The organism is Legionella saoudiensis (assembly GCF_001465875.1).
Lineage (GTDB): Bacteria > Pseudomonadota > Gammaproteobacteria > Legionellales > Legionellaceae > Legionella > Legionella saoudiensis.
On sequence record NZ_LN901321.1, the window covers coordinates 317,401 to 334,454 of the forward strand.

A 17,054-nucleotide genomic window follows, 5' to 3' on the forward strand; every position below is an offset into this window, starting at 1 on the left:
CGCAAAAGTCACGCAGGACTTTTGTGTTAAAACAGGTAGTCAACGTAAGTTATTGATTTTAAAGGTCTAAATTGGTGGGCCCACTAGGACTTGAACCTAGGACCAACGGATTATGAGTCCGCTGCTCTAACCAACTGAGCTATGGGCCCGGAAGAGGAGTTTATTTTAAACTTAAATTGATTATTGTGCTAGTTTTTTTAGTAAGTTTTTATTGCTTTTTATAGTTTATTTCTGCGTTGCAATTTTGAGACGGATTTAGATTTTAAGAAGTGGCTAAGTGGAATAGTTGAAGGGGTGGGGCTGTAATAGTTCTTACTATTCTTAAGTTAAAATTGTTTTAATTGTAGTTGGGTAAGAGTATGGTTCTGAGCGCAATAAAATATTTATGTTCGGAATTTGCCGAAACTTAAAAGACGTCATCCTGAGGAGTTTACGACGAAGGATCTCCTGAATGTGGCACGTATTTAATTCGTGCCACATTCAGGAGATCCCTCGCGGTGTTTGGGATGACGTGTCTCTTAAGTAAGCGAGCAGTAGCCATAGCCTGAGACTATGGCGATAAATTAGCCTTCATCACCCTCAAGGAAACTTCTTAGTTTCTCAGAACGTGAGGGGTGGCGTAGTTTACGTAATGCTTTTGCTTCGATCTGGCGAATACGTTCACGCGTTACGTCGAATTGTTTACCAACTTCCTCTAAAGTATGGTCGGTATTCATTTCAATACCAAAACGCATGCGTAGTACCTTGGCTTCTCTTGGGGTTAATGTTTCCAAGATTTCCAGAGTTGCTTCGCGTAAGCCTTCAGCGGTGGCCATATCGATTGGCGACTCAATGTTGTTGTCTTCGATGAAATCACCTAAGTGCGAATCATCATCATCACCAACAGGCGTCTCCATAGAAATTGGCTCTTTAGCAATTTTTAGAACTTTGCGAATTTTGTCTTCGCTTAGTTCCATTTTTTCTGCTAACTCTTCGGGAGTTGCTTCACGGCCTGTTTCTTGCAGTATTTGTCGGGAAATACGATTGAGCTTGTTAATGGTTTCAATCATATGTACCGGAATACGGATGGTACGTGCCTGATCCGCAATTGAGCGAGTAATTGCCTGTCTAATCCACCAGGTCGCATAAGTAGAGAACTTGTAACCACGACGGTATTCAAATTTATCTACTGCTTTCATCAAACCAATATTACCTTCCTGAATTAAATCGAGGAATTGTAATCCGCGGTTGGTGTATTTTTTCGCAATCGAAATTACTAGACGTAAGTTTGCTTCAACCATTTCTTTCTTGGCGCGACGAGCTTTGGCTTCACCAATCGACATTTTACGGTTGATGTCTTTAATTTCGCTAATGCTTAAACCGTATTCAACTTCAAACGAAACTAAACGCGATTGAATACGTAGAATTTCTTCTTTGTATTCTTCAATACGAGGCATATCCAGTTTCTTAGCATGCTTCGCCGTGATATTAGCTAACCATTCAAGATCAGTTTCTTGACCTGGGAAGGTATCAATAAACAGCTTACGTGGGATACGTGCTTTTTCAATACATAGACGCATTACATTACGCTCATATTCTCGGATATGATTACGTAATTGGCGGAAATGACGAGTTAATCGATCAACCTGGCGTGAAGTTAACTTCAGCTTTAAGAAGGATTCGGACATGGCATCTAAAGCTTTTAGTGTTTTAGCATGTGCTCTGCCGTGCTCATTTCCTGCATTAATTGCTACCTCAAGACAGGCACGCAGTTCGTCAAAATAAATTTGCGCCTGTTCGGGGTTGGGGCCATCATCGACTTCGCCAAGACCACTTTCGCCTTCACTCTCACCTTCTTCATCGTCATCCGCTAAGATCATTTCTTCTTGCTGTGCTTCATCAAGCATAGAGCCAATGCTTGCAGCCGGAGCAACTTCTTCATCACCATCGGCAAAGCCGCTAATGATTTCGTTAAGGCGAATTTCTTGAGTGCTGACACGATCGTAATCATCAAGAACTAATTGTACTGTTTCTGGGTAATGAGCCAGAGACTTAAGAACTTGATAAATACCTTCTTCAATGCGTTTCGCAATGCGGATTTCACCTTCACGAGTCAGGAGCTCAACAGTACCCATTTCGCGCATGTACATACGTACTGGATCGGTGGTGCGACCGGTTTCTTTGTCTACGGACGCAAGTACCATCGCCGCTTCTTCAATATCAGGGACTTCTTCGGTGTTAAGTAGAAGAGCTAATTCGTCATCGCCTGGTGGGAGTTCGAATACTTTGATGTTCATCCCTTCCAACATACTGATGATGACATCGAAATGTTCCGTATCGACGATGTTTGGCAATAAGTCATTGATTTGACTGTAAGTCAAATAGCCTTGTTCTTTTCCAAGGCTGATGACTTTAGTTATCTGAGAGCTTTGCTGTTCTTGATCATTCATGGTCATAGGCACTTCTTTTTAAGGACAATTAAGCATTACAAAATGTTCTGATTATAAACTGGCTAGCAGTAACATGCCAGTAGTTTATTGAACTATTTGCACTGATTTGTTCTACCCCGCGCCAGGCTTGGAGTAGGGGTTGTTTACATTTCTATGCTCGTGCCATTTTGGCTCAAATCAACAAAATGTAAACAGCCCCGATATGTTTTTATGTTTACACGTGTCGCTCCTGTAACATTTTTTGCAAATTTATTCGCTCTGCTTCGGTTAAACCCTGTTGACGCGATTTTTCAATAAGCCGACGAATAATTAATTCTTGGTTTTGTTTTTGCAAAAATAAGATGATATCAATAAATTCTTTAACAAGTTCCAGTTCAGGAACTTGATGATTCCACGCCGCTAGCCGGTTAATAAAATCAAAATAGGAGTGGTTGCGCCAGGTTTCAATTAATGAAGCGGTATTGGCGTGCGGATTTAGGGCCAGTTGTTGCAAGAGTTTTAATAAAATTTCATGCTCATTCGCATCTAATAAATTTGGATTAATCTGCTCTTTGCATTTGGCATAGATTTCTGGGTGTTGCAAAAGTAAAGCTACTGCAACACGCATGGGAGTGCGTGTGATAGTTGCTGTTTGTCCTTTGGGAGTTGGCGCCGGTGCTTGATCGGTTAACAAGAGGTTGAGCCGATGGCTTTCGATATGAGTTAAACGCGCCAACTCATCAATCAATAATTGTTTATAGGAGCCTTCTGCCATTTTTTGCAAAAAAGGTTTAACCAAATTAATTAATTGTGTTTTTCCTGCTGGGTTTTGCAAGTTAATGTTTTTAGCCAGCGTATTGAGGAAAAAACGATGTAAAGGTATTGCTTGTTTTAAGCGGTTTAAAAAGCTTTCATTACCTTCGGAGCGTACCAAGCTATCGGGATCATGCTCTTCGGGTAGAAAGATAAAACGAGCATCTAAACCTTCATTTAAGTAAGGCAAACTGCTTTCTAATGCACGCCAAGCAGCCTGCTTTCCCGCATTGTCCCCATCAAAGCAAAACACCAATGATTTAGTATGTTTGGCCAGCAGTTGTATATGATAACTGCTGGTTGCAGTACCCAAAGTCGCCACGGCATTCATAATTCCATGTTGTGCTAAGGCAATAACATCCATATAGCCTTCAACAATAATAATGTAATCAATGGACTTTTTTTGTTGCAATATTTGATGCAATCCATAGAGCTCTTTGCTCTTTTGAAAGATGATGGTTTCCGGCGAATTCAAATACTTAGGCTTTTGGTCATCTAGTACGCGTCCGCCAAAACCAATGATACGTCCGTGGCGATCATGAATGGGGAACATCACTCGATTACGATAACGATCATAAATTTTGCCATCATCATTTTTAATCAGCATACCTGTGGTGATCAATTCTTTTTGATTACGTGGGAATGCTTTTTCTAGGTTATGCCACCCCTCATTGGCAAAGCCTAACTGATATAATTTCGCTATTTCACCGCTTAAGCCTCTGCCCCGTAAATAATTAATCGCAGGTTGCCCTTCGTGTTTGAGTTGTTTTTGATAATAAAGGTTTACTGCAGACATAAGTTTATATAAATCTTGGGATGCATTGTTTTTTTCGGTTTGTCCCTCACGAGGAACGGTAAGCCCTACACGTGTTGCTAAGGTTTCAATTGCGTCAATAAAGCCTTGATTTAAAAAATTCATTACAAAGCTAATAGCATTGCCCGAGGCTCCACAGCCAAAGCAATGATAAAATTGTTTCCTGGCCACTACGTTGAAGGAAGGGGACTTTTCATTATGAAATGGGCAGCACGCAGTATAGCTATTTCCCCTTTTTTTAAGGGGAACATAACTATCAATTAGCTCAACCAGATCAGTGCGGTGCAGAAGATCGTCAATGAATGGCTGCGGAATTAAGCCAGACATAGATATCCTCAGCTTAACTTGGCCTTAATCAAAGTGCTCACGTGCGACATATCAGCGCGACCTTGCAGGCTTGGCTTTAATTGCGCCATTACCTTACCCATATCGGCCATTTTTTCAGCGCCAGTCGATGTGATTGCGTCTTGGACTAGTTTTTCTATTTCTGCCGCAGATAATGGCTCAGGTAAGTACTTGGCAATTACTGAAAGCTCAAATTGTTCTTGAGCAACCAAATCGTCACGATTCGCTTTTTCGTATTGAGATATAGACTCTTTACGTTGTTTGCTCATTTTATCCAAGATTGCTAACATGCGTTCTTCATCGACTTCGATACGTTCATCAACTTCAATTTGTTTTACTGCAGCAGTAATTAAACGTAATGTGGTTAATAGATTTTTATCTTTTGCACGCATTGCGTCTTTAATATCATTGTTGAGACGTTCTTTAATAGTCATGATCTAATCCTTAGGTGAAGGAAACGAGGCTAGTACAAAAACCAAAAGGCCACAAAAATGTGACCTTGGTCAATAATACAGAATGAAAAACTTATTTACGGCGACGTTTTACATTTTGTCGTGAAGAAGTGTCACGAGAAATTTTCTTTAGGTGACGTTTTACTGCAGCAGCTTGTTTACGCTTACGCTCAGCAGTTGGCTTTTCATAAAATTCACGACGGCGTAGCTCGGTTAAAATACCGGCTTTTTCACAAGAGCGCTTAAAACGGCGCAGTGCGTATTCTGGGTTTTCGCCTTCTTTGACGCGAACTGTAGGCATTAAGTTTATCCTCTAACAATTTATTCTGAGTAGGTGGGCAATTCTAGTGCGACTTGAAGCCCTCGTCAAGATTATAGCACGAAATTATTTTGTTTTTATTTTATGTTATAATTTTTAGTTGATTTATTATTATCAGGTTTGCCATGTTGGTATTAGGTATTGAGTCATCTTGTGATGAAACTGGGGTTGCTATTTATGATTCGGAGACAGGCTTATTAGCGCATGCCTTACACTCACAAATTGACACGCATAGGGTACATGGCGGTGTTGTGCCTGAACTTGCTTCGCGAGACCATGTAAATTACCTTATTCCCTTGCTTGATGAGGTATTGCACCGAGCAAACCTTCAAAAGCAGAATCTTGATGGCATTGCTTATACTGCGGGCCCTGGATTAATTGGCGCTTTACTCGTTGGGGCTTGTTTTGCTAAAAGCCTGGCTTATGCATTAAATATTCCTGCTTTGGGTATTCATCATTTAGAAGCACATTTACTTGCAGCCAAAATGGAAACCCCCTCCTTGGAATTTCCTTTCATTGCTCTTTTAGTGTCCGGTGGCCATTGTCAGTTAATTGAGGTTAAGGCATTGGGTGAGTATCGATTATTAGGCGATACCTTAGATGATGCCGTGGGGGAGGCTTTTGATAAAACCGCCAAATTAATGGGGATTCCTTATCCTGGTGGGCCGGTATTAGCTGCACTCGCTGATCAATGTGAATCCACTCCCTATCGTTTTCCGCGTCCGATGACGGATAGACCCGGCTTGGACTTTAGTTTTAGTGGCTTAAAAACTTTTTCACTAAATACTTGGAATCAGAGTAATAAAGATGAACAGGCGCGTGCAGAAATTGCTAAGGCATTTCAGCACGCAGTAGTAGAAACCTTAATTATTAAATGTAAGCGGGCTGTGCAAGAGTCTGAATGCACGCGTTTAGTCGTTGCAGGCGGGGTCGGTGCCAATAAGTCACTACGCTTGGCCTTGCAGCAATGGATGCATGGCATTGGTGGGGAGATTTATTTTCCTGCGCTTGAATATTGTACGGATAATGGTGCAATGGTTGCTTATGCTGGCTGTTTGCGTATGTTGGCAGGGGAAGAGGATGCGCAGGTTGGGGTTGAAGTTAAGCCTCGTTGGCCTTTGGCTTAAAAAATCTTTATGAAACCTGGTCGCTTGCAACCAGGTTTCATTAGGAGTAACACAATCTAAACCTTGTCTTGTGGCTCTTCGTCTTTAGGCTTTTTCACCTTTGGAGCTGCAGTTTTTTTCACAGACTTGGGTTTCTTTTCTGCTTTATCTTCTTTTGTCGTTGTTTTCTTTGTGGTGGCAGTTTTTTTCACCGGCTTTTTTTTAGGCGCAGACTCTTGCGTAGAGGAGGCTCTTTTTGCTGCTGTTTTGCGCGCGGAAGAGATCTCAATGACTTCAGCGGTTGTGATGTGCTCATCAGCCGCGATATCGGCTGAATTGGCTGGAAGAGGGGTATCATCCATTACTTCCTCAAGGACGCTTTTTTGTTTGAACTTCACCTTGGATTCTGTGCCATCAATCAAACGCAGAATATTGTCTTTGTGTTTAACTAGGATTAATACAGCCATAAAAAATATCGCAGGAAATATATCAATGCGACCAATAATCAGCAGGGAATAGAATGGGGCCAAGCTGATGGAAACAATGGATGCTAAAGAAGAATAGCGCGAGAATCGGACAACCAGTAACCAAGTTGCCGTCACCATGATTCCCACAATAAATTGAAAACCTAAAAGAGCACCAATCGCAGTAGCAACGCCTTTTCCGCCTTTAAAGCCGAAAAAACAGGGGTACATATGGCCAAGCACTGCTGCCAAGGCTACATAACTGACCAGAGTAGCATCAGCGCCAAACATTTTGGCAATCACCACAGGAATAGTACCTTTGAGTAGATCTGTAGCCAGAACAATGGTAGCGTATTTTTTTCCAGCAAGGCGCAATACATTTGTTGCACCTGGGTTTTGCGAGCCCTCGGAACGCGGATCAGGCAAAGCAAAGGCCTTAGATACAATAACCGCGGAACAAATTGACCCCATTAAATAAGCAAGTATGAGCAAAAAAGCAGCTAAAATCACGGATTACTCCTTTATTTAGACTAGTAATATCGGTTTTTGGGATAAGAATTACCTAAAACATTTAATAAATCAATGCCTTTTTCGCTAAAAACCCCCCTCAAATACCTTAATTATCCATGCTCATCTTGCACTTTGGAGCCTTAAATCGTAATAGTATTGATCTCTTTATATTCTAGGCGATTCTTAGTAAAAATTCGCGTATTTACTGTTCTTCTGGTAAAAAAAGTGCTTGCAAATTATTAGTATACCTTCTGCCAAAATCAGTTACCTGCCAATACGTTTCTGTCAAATGAACTAGTTTTTTTTCAGCAGCGACTGTTAACGGTTTCAAAAGCGCATCCAGCGCCAATCCAGTGCGCTCGGTAAATAGCTCTAAGGGAATAGCCTGCTCCAAACGTGTGGTATTTAGCATGAATTCGAAAATTAACTCCTTACCTTCCACCTGTTCAATATTGGCAAGAAATGGTTTTTCTGTATTCAGATAATCTTTAGGTTGGCGATGTTTACGCGTACGTAATACACGCCCATCTGCGGTGATTTTTCCGTGAGCTCCGGCGCCAATGCCTAAATAATCGCCAAATAACCAATAATTTAAATTATGGCGTGATTGCTTATTCATTTTAGAAAAAGCTGAAATCTCATAACGTGCAAATCCCGATTGCTTTAACAAGTCTAGACCTTGCTCCTCTAAGATGCACGCATCATCCTCAGAGGGGAGTGGCGGATTTTCTTTGTAAAAAACAGTATTCGGTTCTATGGTTAATTGGTACCAGGAAAAATGTTCAGGCTGATAGGATAAAGCAGTACGTAAATCGGCCATACCTTGAGCGATGCTTTGTTGGGGTAGGCCATGCATAATGTCTAGATTTAAGTTATCGAAGCCTGCATAACGCGCGGCAGCAATAGCTCGATGCGCTTGTTGCTCATCATGAATCCGCCCTAGAATTTTTAAGTGTTCAGGATTAAAACTTTGAATGCCTAGAGATAGACGGTTGATTCCACTGTGTCGATAATCAGTAAAGCGTTGTTGCTCTACAGTTCCCGGATTTGCTTCCATGGTAATTTCAATATCTGAGGCAAAGGGCAGGATTTTTTTTAGTTCAGAAAATAAAGTATGGTAGGCTTCCGCTGATAACAGGCTGGGGGTGCCTCCGCCAATAAAAATAGAACTAATTTCTCGCGATTGGAACTGAATTAAATCAGTTTTTAAATCGGAAAGGAGCGCCTGAATGTAATTTTGTTCAGGTAAAATTTCCGGACTTTTATGGGAATTAAAATCACAATAAGGGCATTTTCGAATACACCAAGGGATATGAATATACAACGATAAAGGAATCATTACGCTTTTAGACTGGCTTGTTTGGAAATGCAATAGTATCATGACATACGTTTTGTCACAAAAATGAATAAGAAAAAAAGGGGATAACATGGCAAAAAAACGCGTTAGAGTCGCCGTTACAGGCGCAGCAGGACAAATCGGATATGCATTATTGTTCCGTATTGCTTCTGGACAAATGTTTGGTGCGGATACTGAAGTAGAATTAAACCTATTAGAGCTTGAGCCAGCACTGCAAGCATTACATGGGGTAGCCATGGAACTTGATGATTGCGCATTTCCATTATTGAAGCGCATCGTGTGCACTTCTGATCTAAATAAAGCTATGGATGGAGTTAATTGGGCTTTATTAGTAGGTTCAGTACCGCGTAAGCAAGGCATGGAGCGTTCTGATCTGTTGCAAATTAACGGCGGAATTTTTACCAAGCAAGGCCAAGCAATTAATGATAATGCCAGTGATGATGTGCGCGTGTTTGTGGTGGGTAACCCCTGCAATACTAACTGTTTAATTGCAATGCATCATGCACGTGATGTCCCTAATGACCGTTTCTATGCGATGACTACCTTAGATGAATTAAGAGCACGTACTCAATTAGCACAAAAAGCGGGTGTTGATATTACTGCAGTAAGTCAAATGACAATTTGGGGTAACCATTCTGCTACCCAGTACCCTGATTTTTATAATGCGAAGATTAATGGTAAATCGGCGGCAGAAGTAATTAATGATGATGCTTGGCTAAAAGATACCTTTGTTTCTACTGTGCAACAACGTGGTGCTGCCATCATTAAAGCACGAGGCCTTTCTTCAGCGGCATCTGCGGCAAATGCAGTAATTACCGGGGTGAATCATCTGATATTTGATACACCTGTTGGAGAGACATTCTCTATGTGCCGTCATTCCGAAGGGGAATATGGTGTTGATAAGGGCTTGATTTTCTCTGTTCCTTGCCGTCTTGAACGAGGTGAGTTAAGTGTTGTCGAAGGCTTAACCATGAATGACTACGGTCGTGAAATGTTTAATAAAACTTTAGATGAGTTGAGACAGGAACGCGATACTGTTAAATCTTTAGGGTTATTAGATTAATCCCCACTAGAATGTTAATTTAAACTCTCCTTCTTCCAATAAAGAGGGAGAGTTATCCGACACTGGCTGTATATTTTGAGATGTCTTTTTCGCTAATTCCGCTGTTTGGTATCTTTGTATTAGTTCGGAACTATCCAAAATAAATTTGGCTTCTGCATTACGTAATATGGTTGATATGGAACGACCATTAGACAAAGTCTCATTAAGTTTTTCCACTAATTGCACGGCCTTAGTAATTGGGTCAGGATTATTTTGTACAAAATGAGGAATATGTTTAATAATCGCCTCTGCCAGCTGCCTATCGGTTAAATAAAGCACCAGTCGTGTACGTACGATTTGCACAAAGTTATTATCTGACTCCATAATCAGGTTGCTTAAAAAATCCGGTTCTCTTTTTAATTGAGCACTTAATTTTTGGCTGAAGCCAAAATGCTCTCGATACTCCAACAGCATAGTAATAATTGAGTTTTGGTTATCATGTTTAACAGTAGTTCCGGATTTATGCGTTAACCAGGTCAGTAAGTCTGCTTCTTGAGGTCTGTGATTTAATGCGCTGAATTGAAATTTGGGGGAGGCGTTTGAATGGGACAAGTAATTATCCCACTTCATAGGCGGTAAATTTAGGGTTTTAGCTAAGCAGTCAACCTGTGCTTTTATCACCCCAAAATCCAGATGCCATTTTTCCAGATGAGGAATAACAGCCTTTAAAAATTTTAACAACTCAATAAATTTTCTTTGTGGAATTGGATGGAAATTATCCAAAGATTGCTTGAGCTGTTGGATTTCAGAGTAAATAAAACGTTCATTTCTCATAGGTGCTCTATGAAAAACGGGTTGCAAGGCGTCTTTTAGTGCTGCAAAAGGATCTTTCATAAATCTATCCCCAGTAAGCGCTCTTTATAAGTATAGTTTATTAAAATGTAAATGTACAGATATTGATCAATTCCTTATTTTTTTATGAGCTTCACCATGATTAGGTACGCGAATGAAAAATAAATTCTGTGAAAAAGATCCTGACCCGGTTTATACTTTTGATTTTGCAGCTTTTATAGTGAGAGCGCTCATGGATTTGAGAATTGATAATACCCCCTTCAAAGCGTTATTCCAGCCTTTAGATTTAGGCTTTACTCAATTAAAAAACCGTCTATTGATGGGCTCTATGCATACAGGCCTTGAAGAAGATAAAAGAAGTTTTAGTCGTTTGGCGCAATTTTATCGTGAACGGGCACTTGGAGGGGTTGGCTTAATTACCACAGGTGGTTTTGCTCCGGATAGGGCAGGGCGCCTAGCTCCTTTTTCGGCAAAGCTAACCAATAGCAAAGAGCAGCAGCTGCATGAGTTGGTCACGCACACGGTACATGATGCGGGCGGGAAAATTTTGCTGCAAGCCTTGCATGCGGGGCGTTATGGTTTTCATCCTTTTATTGTCGCTCCAAGTGCAATTAAATCTCCGATTAGCCCCTTCAAACCCTGGGCAATGAGTAAATACCGGATTAAAAAAACCATCAAACATTTTGCACGCTGTGCTCGCCTGGCCCAATTAGCTGGGTATGATGGAATTGAAATCATGGGCAGTGAGGGGTATTTAATCAACCAATTCATTGTGACCCATACCAATCAGCGTACGGATGAATGGGGTGGCAGCTATGAGAATCGGATGCGCTTTCCTGTTGAAGTAGTACGCAGTGTGCGTGAAGCCGTAGGTGAGAAGTTTATTATCGTTTATCGTTTATCCATGCTCGATTTAATTGATGATGGCAGTAGTTGGGAAGAGATTGTGCAATTGGCTAAAGCGATTGAGCATGCAGGAGCAACCATCATTAATACCGGCATTGGCTGGCATGAGGCTCGTATCCCCACCATAGCGACGATGGTCCCTGAGGCGGCATTTACTCCGATAACTAAACATTTAAAACCTGAAATCAGCATTCCTGTAATTACCTCAAACCGCATTAATACGCCAGAGCTTGCGAATCAGCTTATTGAGTCAGGTGTCGCCGATATGGTATCCATGGCAAGGCCTTTTTTAGCGGATGCACAATTTGCAGAAAAAGCTAGATTAGGTGAAAGTCGGGCGATCAATGTCTGTATTGCTTGTAATCAGGCATGTTTAGACCGTGTGTTTGTTAACAAAACCGCTTCGTGCTTGGTAAATCCTCGCGCATGTAATGAAAGCGAGTTGATTTATGAAGAAACCTTCCAGCCTAAGTCGATTGCCGTAGTGGGTTCTGGGCCTGCTGGTTTAGCCTTTGCCGCCGTTGCCGCTGAGCGCGGACATCGGGTCACTGTTTTTGAAAAAGCGGAGCAAATCGGTGGGCAGTTTAATTTAGCGAAAAAAATCCCGGGTAAAGAAGAATTTCAGCATACCTTGGATTATTTTAAATATCAGTTAGAAAAGTATGAAGTACGTGTTCTTCTGCAAACCGAGGCAACTGTTGAGCAACTAACAGAGTTTGATGAAATTGTTTTAGCAAGTGGTATTAAACCCCGCATTCCAGATATCCCCGGAATTGAGCATCCAAAAGTTGTAAGTTACATTGAGGTGATCACCGGCCAGAAATCGGTAGGAGCGCGCGTGGCGATTATTGGCGCGGGCGGCATTGGTTTTGACGTGGCCGAATTTTTAACTCATGAATCTCATACATCTGCCGGAGAGTTTTATGATGAGTGGGGGATTGATGTAACTGGAGCACATCGAGGAGGTATTAAGCCTGCAGAAATAACCCCAAGCCCACGAGAGGTTTATTTACTGCAACGTAAAAAAGAAAAGTTAGGCAAGCGTTTAGGCAAAACTACTGGTTGGATTCATCGCTTAAGCTTGAAACATAAACACGTCAAAATGCTTTCCGGCGTTAGTTATGAACGTATTGATGATGAAGGCTTACACGTGCAAATCAATGAAACCCCACAAATTTTAGCAGTCGATAATGTCGTGATTTGTGCAGGACAAGTTGAGTTTGCTGCATTACAAGCACCACTCAAAGAGGCCGGTAAGGTAGTGCATTTAATAGGTGGAGCTTATAAAGCTTTAGAACTTGATGCCCGTCATGCGATTGATCAAGCTTGTCGTTTAGCTGCACTGATATAAAGATTAGAAATAGCCTGGTTGCGCGCAACCAGGCTATGCTTTTGTTAATGAATAGAATAACCTGTAATATTACTGCCATTAAAATTAACTACATAAACGAATGATCCATTAGGGGTCACAATAATCGCCGTTGGACCGTTTCCTGTGGCATAAGGTCCATTAGGTAAAAGACTTAAAGCACCCGTTATCGGATCAACACTATCGGCATTGATCGTATTTTCATTAAAATTCGTAACGTAAGCAAATTTATCATCAGGCGTTAAGGCGATGCTTGAAGCTGCTGTTGATATGATTGTGGGGGTTACGTCAGTTAACGATCCCGTAGTAGGATTGACTGAGTAGACCCAAACAGATGTGTCATAGTCCATCGTTTTGAATCCACCTCCATTATTAGCTGCAACATAAACCAAGGTCCCTGTAGAATTGGTAATAATTTTTCCAGGATAAAACCCTGTCGTAAAGGGGCTATCGGGCATCGCGCTGAGCTCTCCAGTAGTTTGGTTAATTGTATAGCCGTAAATATAGCCATAAGCATAATCAATTACATAGAGAAATTGCCCATTAGGGGTTACGACAAGACCTACAGGTTGGCTAAACCCTCCAGCAGGATAAGGACTTGTTGAAAGTTGGTTCAGGGCGCCACTCGTCGGATCAACTGTATAGGCTGAAACGTTACCTCCATTTTGATTGGCTACATAAGCAAATTGCCCATTGGGTGAGAGTCCAATAAATGCAGGGCCTTGTCCTGCCTCATAGTTATCTATAAAGCTTAAAAAACCAGTGGTTTGGTTAATACTAAATTGAGCAACATTGAGGTTACCAAAATCGGTATAGTAAACGTATTGGCCATTAGGGCTTATAGCAATTCCCGAATATTGATTGCCTGGGTTGAAAGGACTTCCTGAAACAGGCGTTAAGACACCGGTAGTGGGGGCAATCGAATAGCCGGTTGCACCACCACTAAGATTGGCAACGTAAAGAAATTGGCTGTTTGGCGTTGCGGCAAGATTACTAGGGTCTCCTCCGGTTATAAACGGGCTTCCAGGAATTGGTTCTAGCGCTCCTGTTTGTGGGGTAGAACATTGTAGCGCATTCATATTAAAAAATGCGGCATTGGTATTACTTCCCTGCACTACTACATTGGGGATATAAAATGCATTAGGATTATTGGAAATAAAGGATATGGAGCAACTGGCCTTGGGGCGTAATATTGCAGGGCAACCGTTATTTTGTGATACGTTATTTAAGTAATTGGCATCAGTAGATGACGCGGTGATATTTCTTGCGTTCACTAGTGAGTTATTCGTAACCGTGATAAAGCCTGGAGGATTCACACAACCCGATGTACCAATATTTATGGTGCAGTTTTGCACAAAGTTAGAGCATACAACGGCATTACGATTGTTAACCGTTAGGGTTAATTCAGCCTTTGCTTTAGAGGTATTTTGGGGAGGTGTTTCCGTTAAAGGCGCAACCTCTGCGAATGTTTGTTGTGCAAATAATAATAGCAGTCCTAATAACCCTTTGTGTATCATAATAAAAATCCCTAAATTATTGTTATTGATGCATTGGGGACTGTAACAAAGGAAGAGACGAAAGACAAAATATTAATGCTAAGTTGGCAGAAATAACCCTTATTAGACAAGAGCCTATAAGGGATTTTTATCAGAAAATTGAAGCTTTGGGAGGTGATGTTTTACTTAGAGCAGCATTTCAGCAGAACCTTATTGTGCAAACAGTAACAGAATTCTTGGTAACTCTTTGTTTATTATAAAAAACCCATAAGCCAAAGTTGTTTTTACCATGAATGAAGGTAACAAAGAAATAAAGTAAAGACAAAATATATTCACAAAGTTGTATGAATATTAATGAGAATTTCAAATTTTTCTCAGCCGAATTTGAATTAAATGTAACAAATATAGTGCATCACACTGTTTATTTTGTTATTATACTGAGCAAATTTTATATAGCTTGGCTTTTTTAGGCCATGCATTACACGATTAGGAAGTTTATGATTCAAGATATACCAAACTTTGCCTCCTTTAATTTTTCAGATGCGATAAATAAGGCACTGGAGGATATGAAGTTTACTACCCCATCACCCATTCAAGCTCAAACTATTCCACTTTTGTTGGAAGGAAAAGATATTATTGCCTTAGCGCAAACCGGGACAGGTAAGACGGCAGCTTTTGCATTACCGATTTTACAAAGTTTATCTCCCAGCATTCAAGGTACCCAAGCGCTAATTTTAGCCCCTACACGAGAGTTGGCTATTCAAGTTGCAGAACAATTTGAATTATTAAGTGCCAGACAACGTGGCGTAACTGTTGCTACCCTATGTGGTGGACAAGAGTATGGTCGTCAATTAAAACAATTACGTGCTGGTGCGCAAGTGGTTGTTGGTACGCCGGGTCGCATTTTAGATCACATTGATAAAGGAACGTTGGTTTTAAATAACTTACGTACATTTATTCTTGATGAGGCAGACGAAATGCTGCGTATGGGCTTCATTGAAGATATTGAAACCATTATGGCCAAACTCCCAGCACAAAAACAAATAGGGTTATTTTCAGCAACAATGCCCTATCGCATTCGTCAAATTGCCAATACTTATTTACAAAATCCTGCCTCTGTTGAAATTCGTGCAGAAACTGCAACTGTAAAAAGCATTGAACAACGTTTCTTATTTGCTTCAGGTTACCAAAAACCAGATGCATTGCTACGTGTTTTAGCGGTTGAGGAGTATCAAGGCGTAATTATCTTCGTGCGTACCAAGAGCAGTACTGAAGAGGTTGCGGAATTACTACAGCAGCAAGGTTTACGTGCTATGGCGATCCATGGCGACATTACCCAAGCCTTACGCGAGCGTATTATTTCTCAGTTCCGTCAAGGGGCAATCGATATTCTCGTTGCTACCGACGTTGCCGCACGTGGTTTAGATGTTGAGCGTGTTACTCACGTAATTAACTACGACTTACCACATGATAATGAGACTTATGTGCATCGTATTGGTCGAACTGGCCGAGCAGGTCGTTCTGGTGTTGCAATTTTGTTTGTTACACCTAAAGAATCACGTTTAATCAGTAGTGTTGAACGACATACGCGTCAGCGTATTACTAAAGTAACAGTGCCTAATGATCATATGATTCAAGTTGCACGACAACAGCGTTTTATGGCAAATATCACCGCACGTTTAGAGAATGAGCATTTGCATTCATACAGAAAGATAGTTGAAGAGTACATTAAAGAGAATAATGTTTCTGCTGTTGATGTTGCTGCTACTTTGGCCTTGTTAATTCATAAAGATCAGCCATGGCAGCAAAAAGAACAATCGTTACCTAAAGCTGCTCGTCCTGAAAGAGAAGGGCGTGGAGAGCGCGAGCGTGGATCTCGATTTGACCGTGAGCGTTCATTCTCACGTTCTGATGAGCGACGTTCTGACCGAAAAGGCTTTGGTGATGGAGGCCGTAAGAAGTTTAACGAAGACATTACTGAACAGGATTTATTCCGTATTGATGTAGGTAAGGTTCATGGCGTAAAACCAGGTAATATTGTCGGTGCCATTGCCAATGAAGCAGGCTTACAAAGTCGCCATATTACCGGTCTTAAAATTCATGAAGATCATTCTACTGTACGCTTACCGAAAGGCATGTCTAAAGAAGTAGTAAATGATTTAACTAAAGCATGGGTTTGTGGCCGACAGTTAAAATTAACGTTAATTAGTAGTGGTGCTTAATTAGCTATAGAACACAACGCTTTTCTGTAATTAGAGAAGCGTTGTTTTTATTTCGCAGCAAAATAAAGTGTCGCTGCCGCTGCTAGTGATGCAGTGAGAATCAAACCTGCCGTTGTTGTTTCAGGAGTAAAAAATTTATAGGGATGGGCTGTTGGTTTCTCTGTAACTGGATTACTGTCTTCCGTGCCAATCTTATTCAACTTTATTTGCGTAATATTGTTTACCACTGAGCTAATTCGTTGCTCTGCTATGGTATTAGAGGTAATTAAGCTGAAATAGTCTTGTTCTAATAATTTGATTGCTGCATCTATTTGTTGTGGGGTTAGGCTTGCGTCTTGGCTATAGAATTGGATTGTGCGAAATAGGGTTTCGGAATAGGCCGCACTTACTTGAAGTAATTCAAGCTGTTGCCAATTTTGGGAATCAGCAATTTTTGAGTGGAGCTGATAACGGGGATTTTGTGAATCATTTTGCGTGAATGCGTGAATTGCATCAGCTAATTGGGTTTCACTAGAAAGAATTTGATGGAGTAGGTGTAGGGATTTTTCGATGAACTCGTGTTCAAATATGGTCATTTAA

General features: G+C 41.0%; 13 protein-coding genes and 1 tRNA gene. 4 read left to right on the forward strand and 10 right to left on the reverse strand.

The window, feature by feature from the left end; all coding sequences use genetic code 11:
• Positions 1-72: 72 nt before the first annotated feature.
• The 5 genes from BN3124_RS03825 to rpsU form a co-directional block, all read right to left on the reverse strand.
• Positions 73-149, reverse strand: a tRNA-Ile gene (locus tag BN3124_RS03825).
• 414 nt (positions 150-563) lie between these two features.
• A complete protein-coding gene (gene rpoD / locus BN3124_RS03830) occupies positions 564-2,435 on the reverse strand; it encodes an RNA polymerase sigma factor RpoD (RefSeq protein WP_058533544.1) in 1,872 nt (623 codons plus the stop codon).
• Between the two features lie 208 nt (positions 2,436-2,643).
• The gene (dnaG, locus tag BN3124_RS03835) at positions 2,644-4,362 is read right to left on the reverse strand and encodes a DNA primase (RefSeq protein ID WP_058533545.1); all 1,719 of its coding nucleotides are present in this window, start codon (positions 4,360-4,362) and stop codon (positions 2,644-2,646) included.
• Between the two features lie 8 nt (positions 4,363-4,370).
• A complete protein-coding gene (locus BN3124_RS03840) occupies positions 4,371-4,814 on the reverse strand; it encodes a GatB/YqeY domain-containing protein (protein WP_058533546.1) in 444 nt (147 codons plus the stop codon).
• Between the two features lie 91 nt (positions 4,815-4,905).
• The gene (gene rpsU / locus BN3124_RS03845) at positions 4,906-5,133 is read right to left on the reverse strand and encodes a 30S ribosomal protein S21 (RefSeq protein ID WP_058533547.1); all 228 of its coding nucleotides are present in this window, start codon (positions 5,131-5,133) and stop codon (positions 4,906-4,908) included.
• Positions 5,134-5,276: 143 nt separating this feature from the next.
• Here rpsU and tsaD point away from each other — a divergent pair, with 143 nt between their 5' ends.
• Complete coding sequence (gene tsaD / locus BN3124_RS03850) at positions 5,277-6,278, forward strand: tRNA (adenosine(37)-N6)-threonylcarbamoyltransferase complex transferase subunit TsaD (RefSeq protein ID WP_058533548.1); 1,002 nt, start codon at positions 5,277-5,279, stop codon at positions 6,276-6,278.
• A gap of 56 nt (positions 6,279-6,334) precedes the next feature.
• On the opposite strand, the gene plsY is transcribed toward tsaD, so the two are convergent.
• Both plsY and hemW read right to left on the reverse strand, forming a co-directional pair.
• Positions 6,335-7,231 (reverse strand): glycerol-3-phosphate 1-O-acyltransferase PlsY, encoded by an 897-nt coding sequence (gene plsY, locus BN3124_RS03855; protein WP_058533549.1) that lies wholly within the window; start codon positions 7,229-7,231, stop codon positions 6,335-6,337.
• 202 nt (positions 7,232-7,433) lie between these two features.
• Positions 7,434-8,570, reverse strand: a complete 1,137-nt coding sequence (hemW, locus tag BN3124_RS03860) for a radical SAM family heme chaperone HemW (protein ID WP_058533660.1) — start codon at positions 8,568-8,570, stop codon at positions 7,434-7,436.
• An 88-nt stretch (positions 8,571-8,658) separates the two neighbouring features.
• On the opposite strand from hemW, the gene BN3124_RS03865 reads away from it, so the two are divergent.
• Positions 8,659-9,651, forward strand: a complete 993-nt coding sequence (locus tag BN3124_RS03865; RefSeq protein WP_058533550.1) for a malate dehydrogenase — start codon at positions 8,659-8,661, stop codon at positions 9,649-9,651.
• Positions 9,652-9,657: 6 nt separating this feature from the next.
• Here the strand turns inward: BN3124_RS03865 and BN3124_RS03870 are convergent, their stop codons facing one another.
• Positions 9,658-10,524: a hypothetical protein gene (locus BN3124_RS03870; RefSeq protein ID WP_058533551.1), complete on the reverse strand. Its 867-nt coding sequence runs from the start codon at positions 10,522-10,524 to the stop codon at positions 9,658-9,660.
• A 190-nt stretch (positions 10,525-10,714) separates the two neighbouring features.
• Here BN3124_RS03870 and BN3124_RS03875 point away from each other — a divergent pair, with 190 nt between their 5' ends.
• A complete protein-coding gene (locus BN3124_RS03875) occupies positions 10,715-12,739 on the forward strand; it encodes an NADPH-dependent 2,4-dienoyl-CoA reductase (RefSeq protein ID WP_058533661.1) in 2,025 nt (674 codons plus the stop codon).
• A 44-nt stretch (positions 12,740-12,783) separates the two neighbouring features.
• Here the strand turns inward: BN3124_RS03875 and BN3124_RS03880 are convergent, their stop codons facing one another.
• The gene (locus BN3124_RS03880; protein WP_058533552.1) at positions 12,784-14,274 is read right to left on the reverse strand and encodes a lactonase family protein; all 1,491 of its coding nucleotides are present in this window, start codon (positions 14,272-14,274) and stop codon (positions 12,784-12,786) included.
• 476 nt (positions 14,275-14,750) lie between these two features.
• On the opposite strand from BN3124_RS03880, the gene BN3124_RS03885 reads away from it, so the two are divergent.
• On the forward strand, positions 14,751-16,475 hold the full coding sequence (locus tag BN3124_RS03885) for a DEAD/DEAH box helicase (RefSeq protein ID WP_058533553.1): 1,725 nt from the start codon (positions 14,751-14,753) through the stop codon (positions 16,473-16,475).
• A 47-nt stretch (positions 16,476-16,522) separates the two neighbouring features.
• Here the strand turns inward: BN3124_RS03885 and BN3124_RS03890 are convergent, their stop codons facing one another.
• Positions 16,523-17,050, reverse strand: a complete 528-nt coding sequence (locus BN3124_RS03890; RefSeq protein ID WP_058533554.1) for a hypothetical protein — start codon at positions 17,048-17,050, stop codon at positions 16,523-16,525.
• Positions 17,051-17,054 lie beyond the last annotated feature (4 nt).

Excerpts from the sequence above, each read along its gene's own strand:
- BN3124_RS03870 (WP_058533551.1), bottom strand. The coding sequence starts at position 10,524 with ATGAAAGATCCTTTTGCAGCACTAAAAGACGCCTTGCAACCCGTTTTT.
- BN3124_RS03890 (WP_058533554.1), bottom strand. The coding sequence starts at position 17,050 with ATGACCATATTTGAACACGAGTTCATCGAAAAATCCCTACACCTACTC.
- BN3124_RS03840 (WP_058533546.1), bottom strand. The coding sequence starts at position 4,814 with ATGACTATTAAAGAACGTCTCAACAATGATATTAAAGACGCAATGCGT.
- rpoD (WP_058533544.1), bottom strand. The coding sequence starts at position 2,435 with ATGACCATGAATGATCAAGAACAGCAAAGCTCTCAGATAACTAAAGTC.
- rpsU (WP_058533547.1), bottom strand. The coding sequence starts at position 5,133 with ATGCCTACAGTTCGCGTCAAAGAAGGCGAAAACCCAGAATACGCACTG.
- hemW (WP_058533660.1), bottom strand. The coding sequence starts at position 8,570 with ATGATTCCTTTATCGTTGTATATTCATATCCCTTGGTGTATTCGAAAA.
- BN3124_RS03865 (WP_058533550.1), top strand. The coding sequence starts at position 8,659 with ATGGCAAAAAAACGCGTTAGAGTCGCCGTTACAGGCGCAGCAGGACAA.
- BN3124_RS03885 (WP_058533553.1), top strand. The coding sequence starts at position 14,751 with ATGATTCAAGATATACCAAACTTTGCCTCCTTTAATTTTTCAGATGCG.
- BN3124_RS03880 (WP_058533552.1), bottom strand. The coding sequence starts at position 14,274 with ATGATACACAAAGGGTTATTAGGACTGCTATTATTATTTGCACAACAA.
- tsaD (WP_058533548.1), top strand. The coding sequence starts at position 5,277 with ATGTTGGTATTAGGTATTGAGTCATCTTGTGATGAAACTGGGGTTGCT.
- BN3124_RS03875 (WP_058533661.1), top strand. The coding sequence starts at position 10,715 with ATGGATTTGAGAATTGATAATACCCCCTTCAAAGCGTTATTCCAGCCT.
- dnaG (WP_058533545.1), bottom strand. The coding sequence starts at position 4,362 with ATGTCTGGCTTAATTCCGCAGCCATTCATTGACGATCTTCTGCACCGC.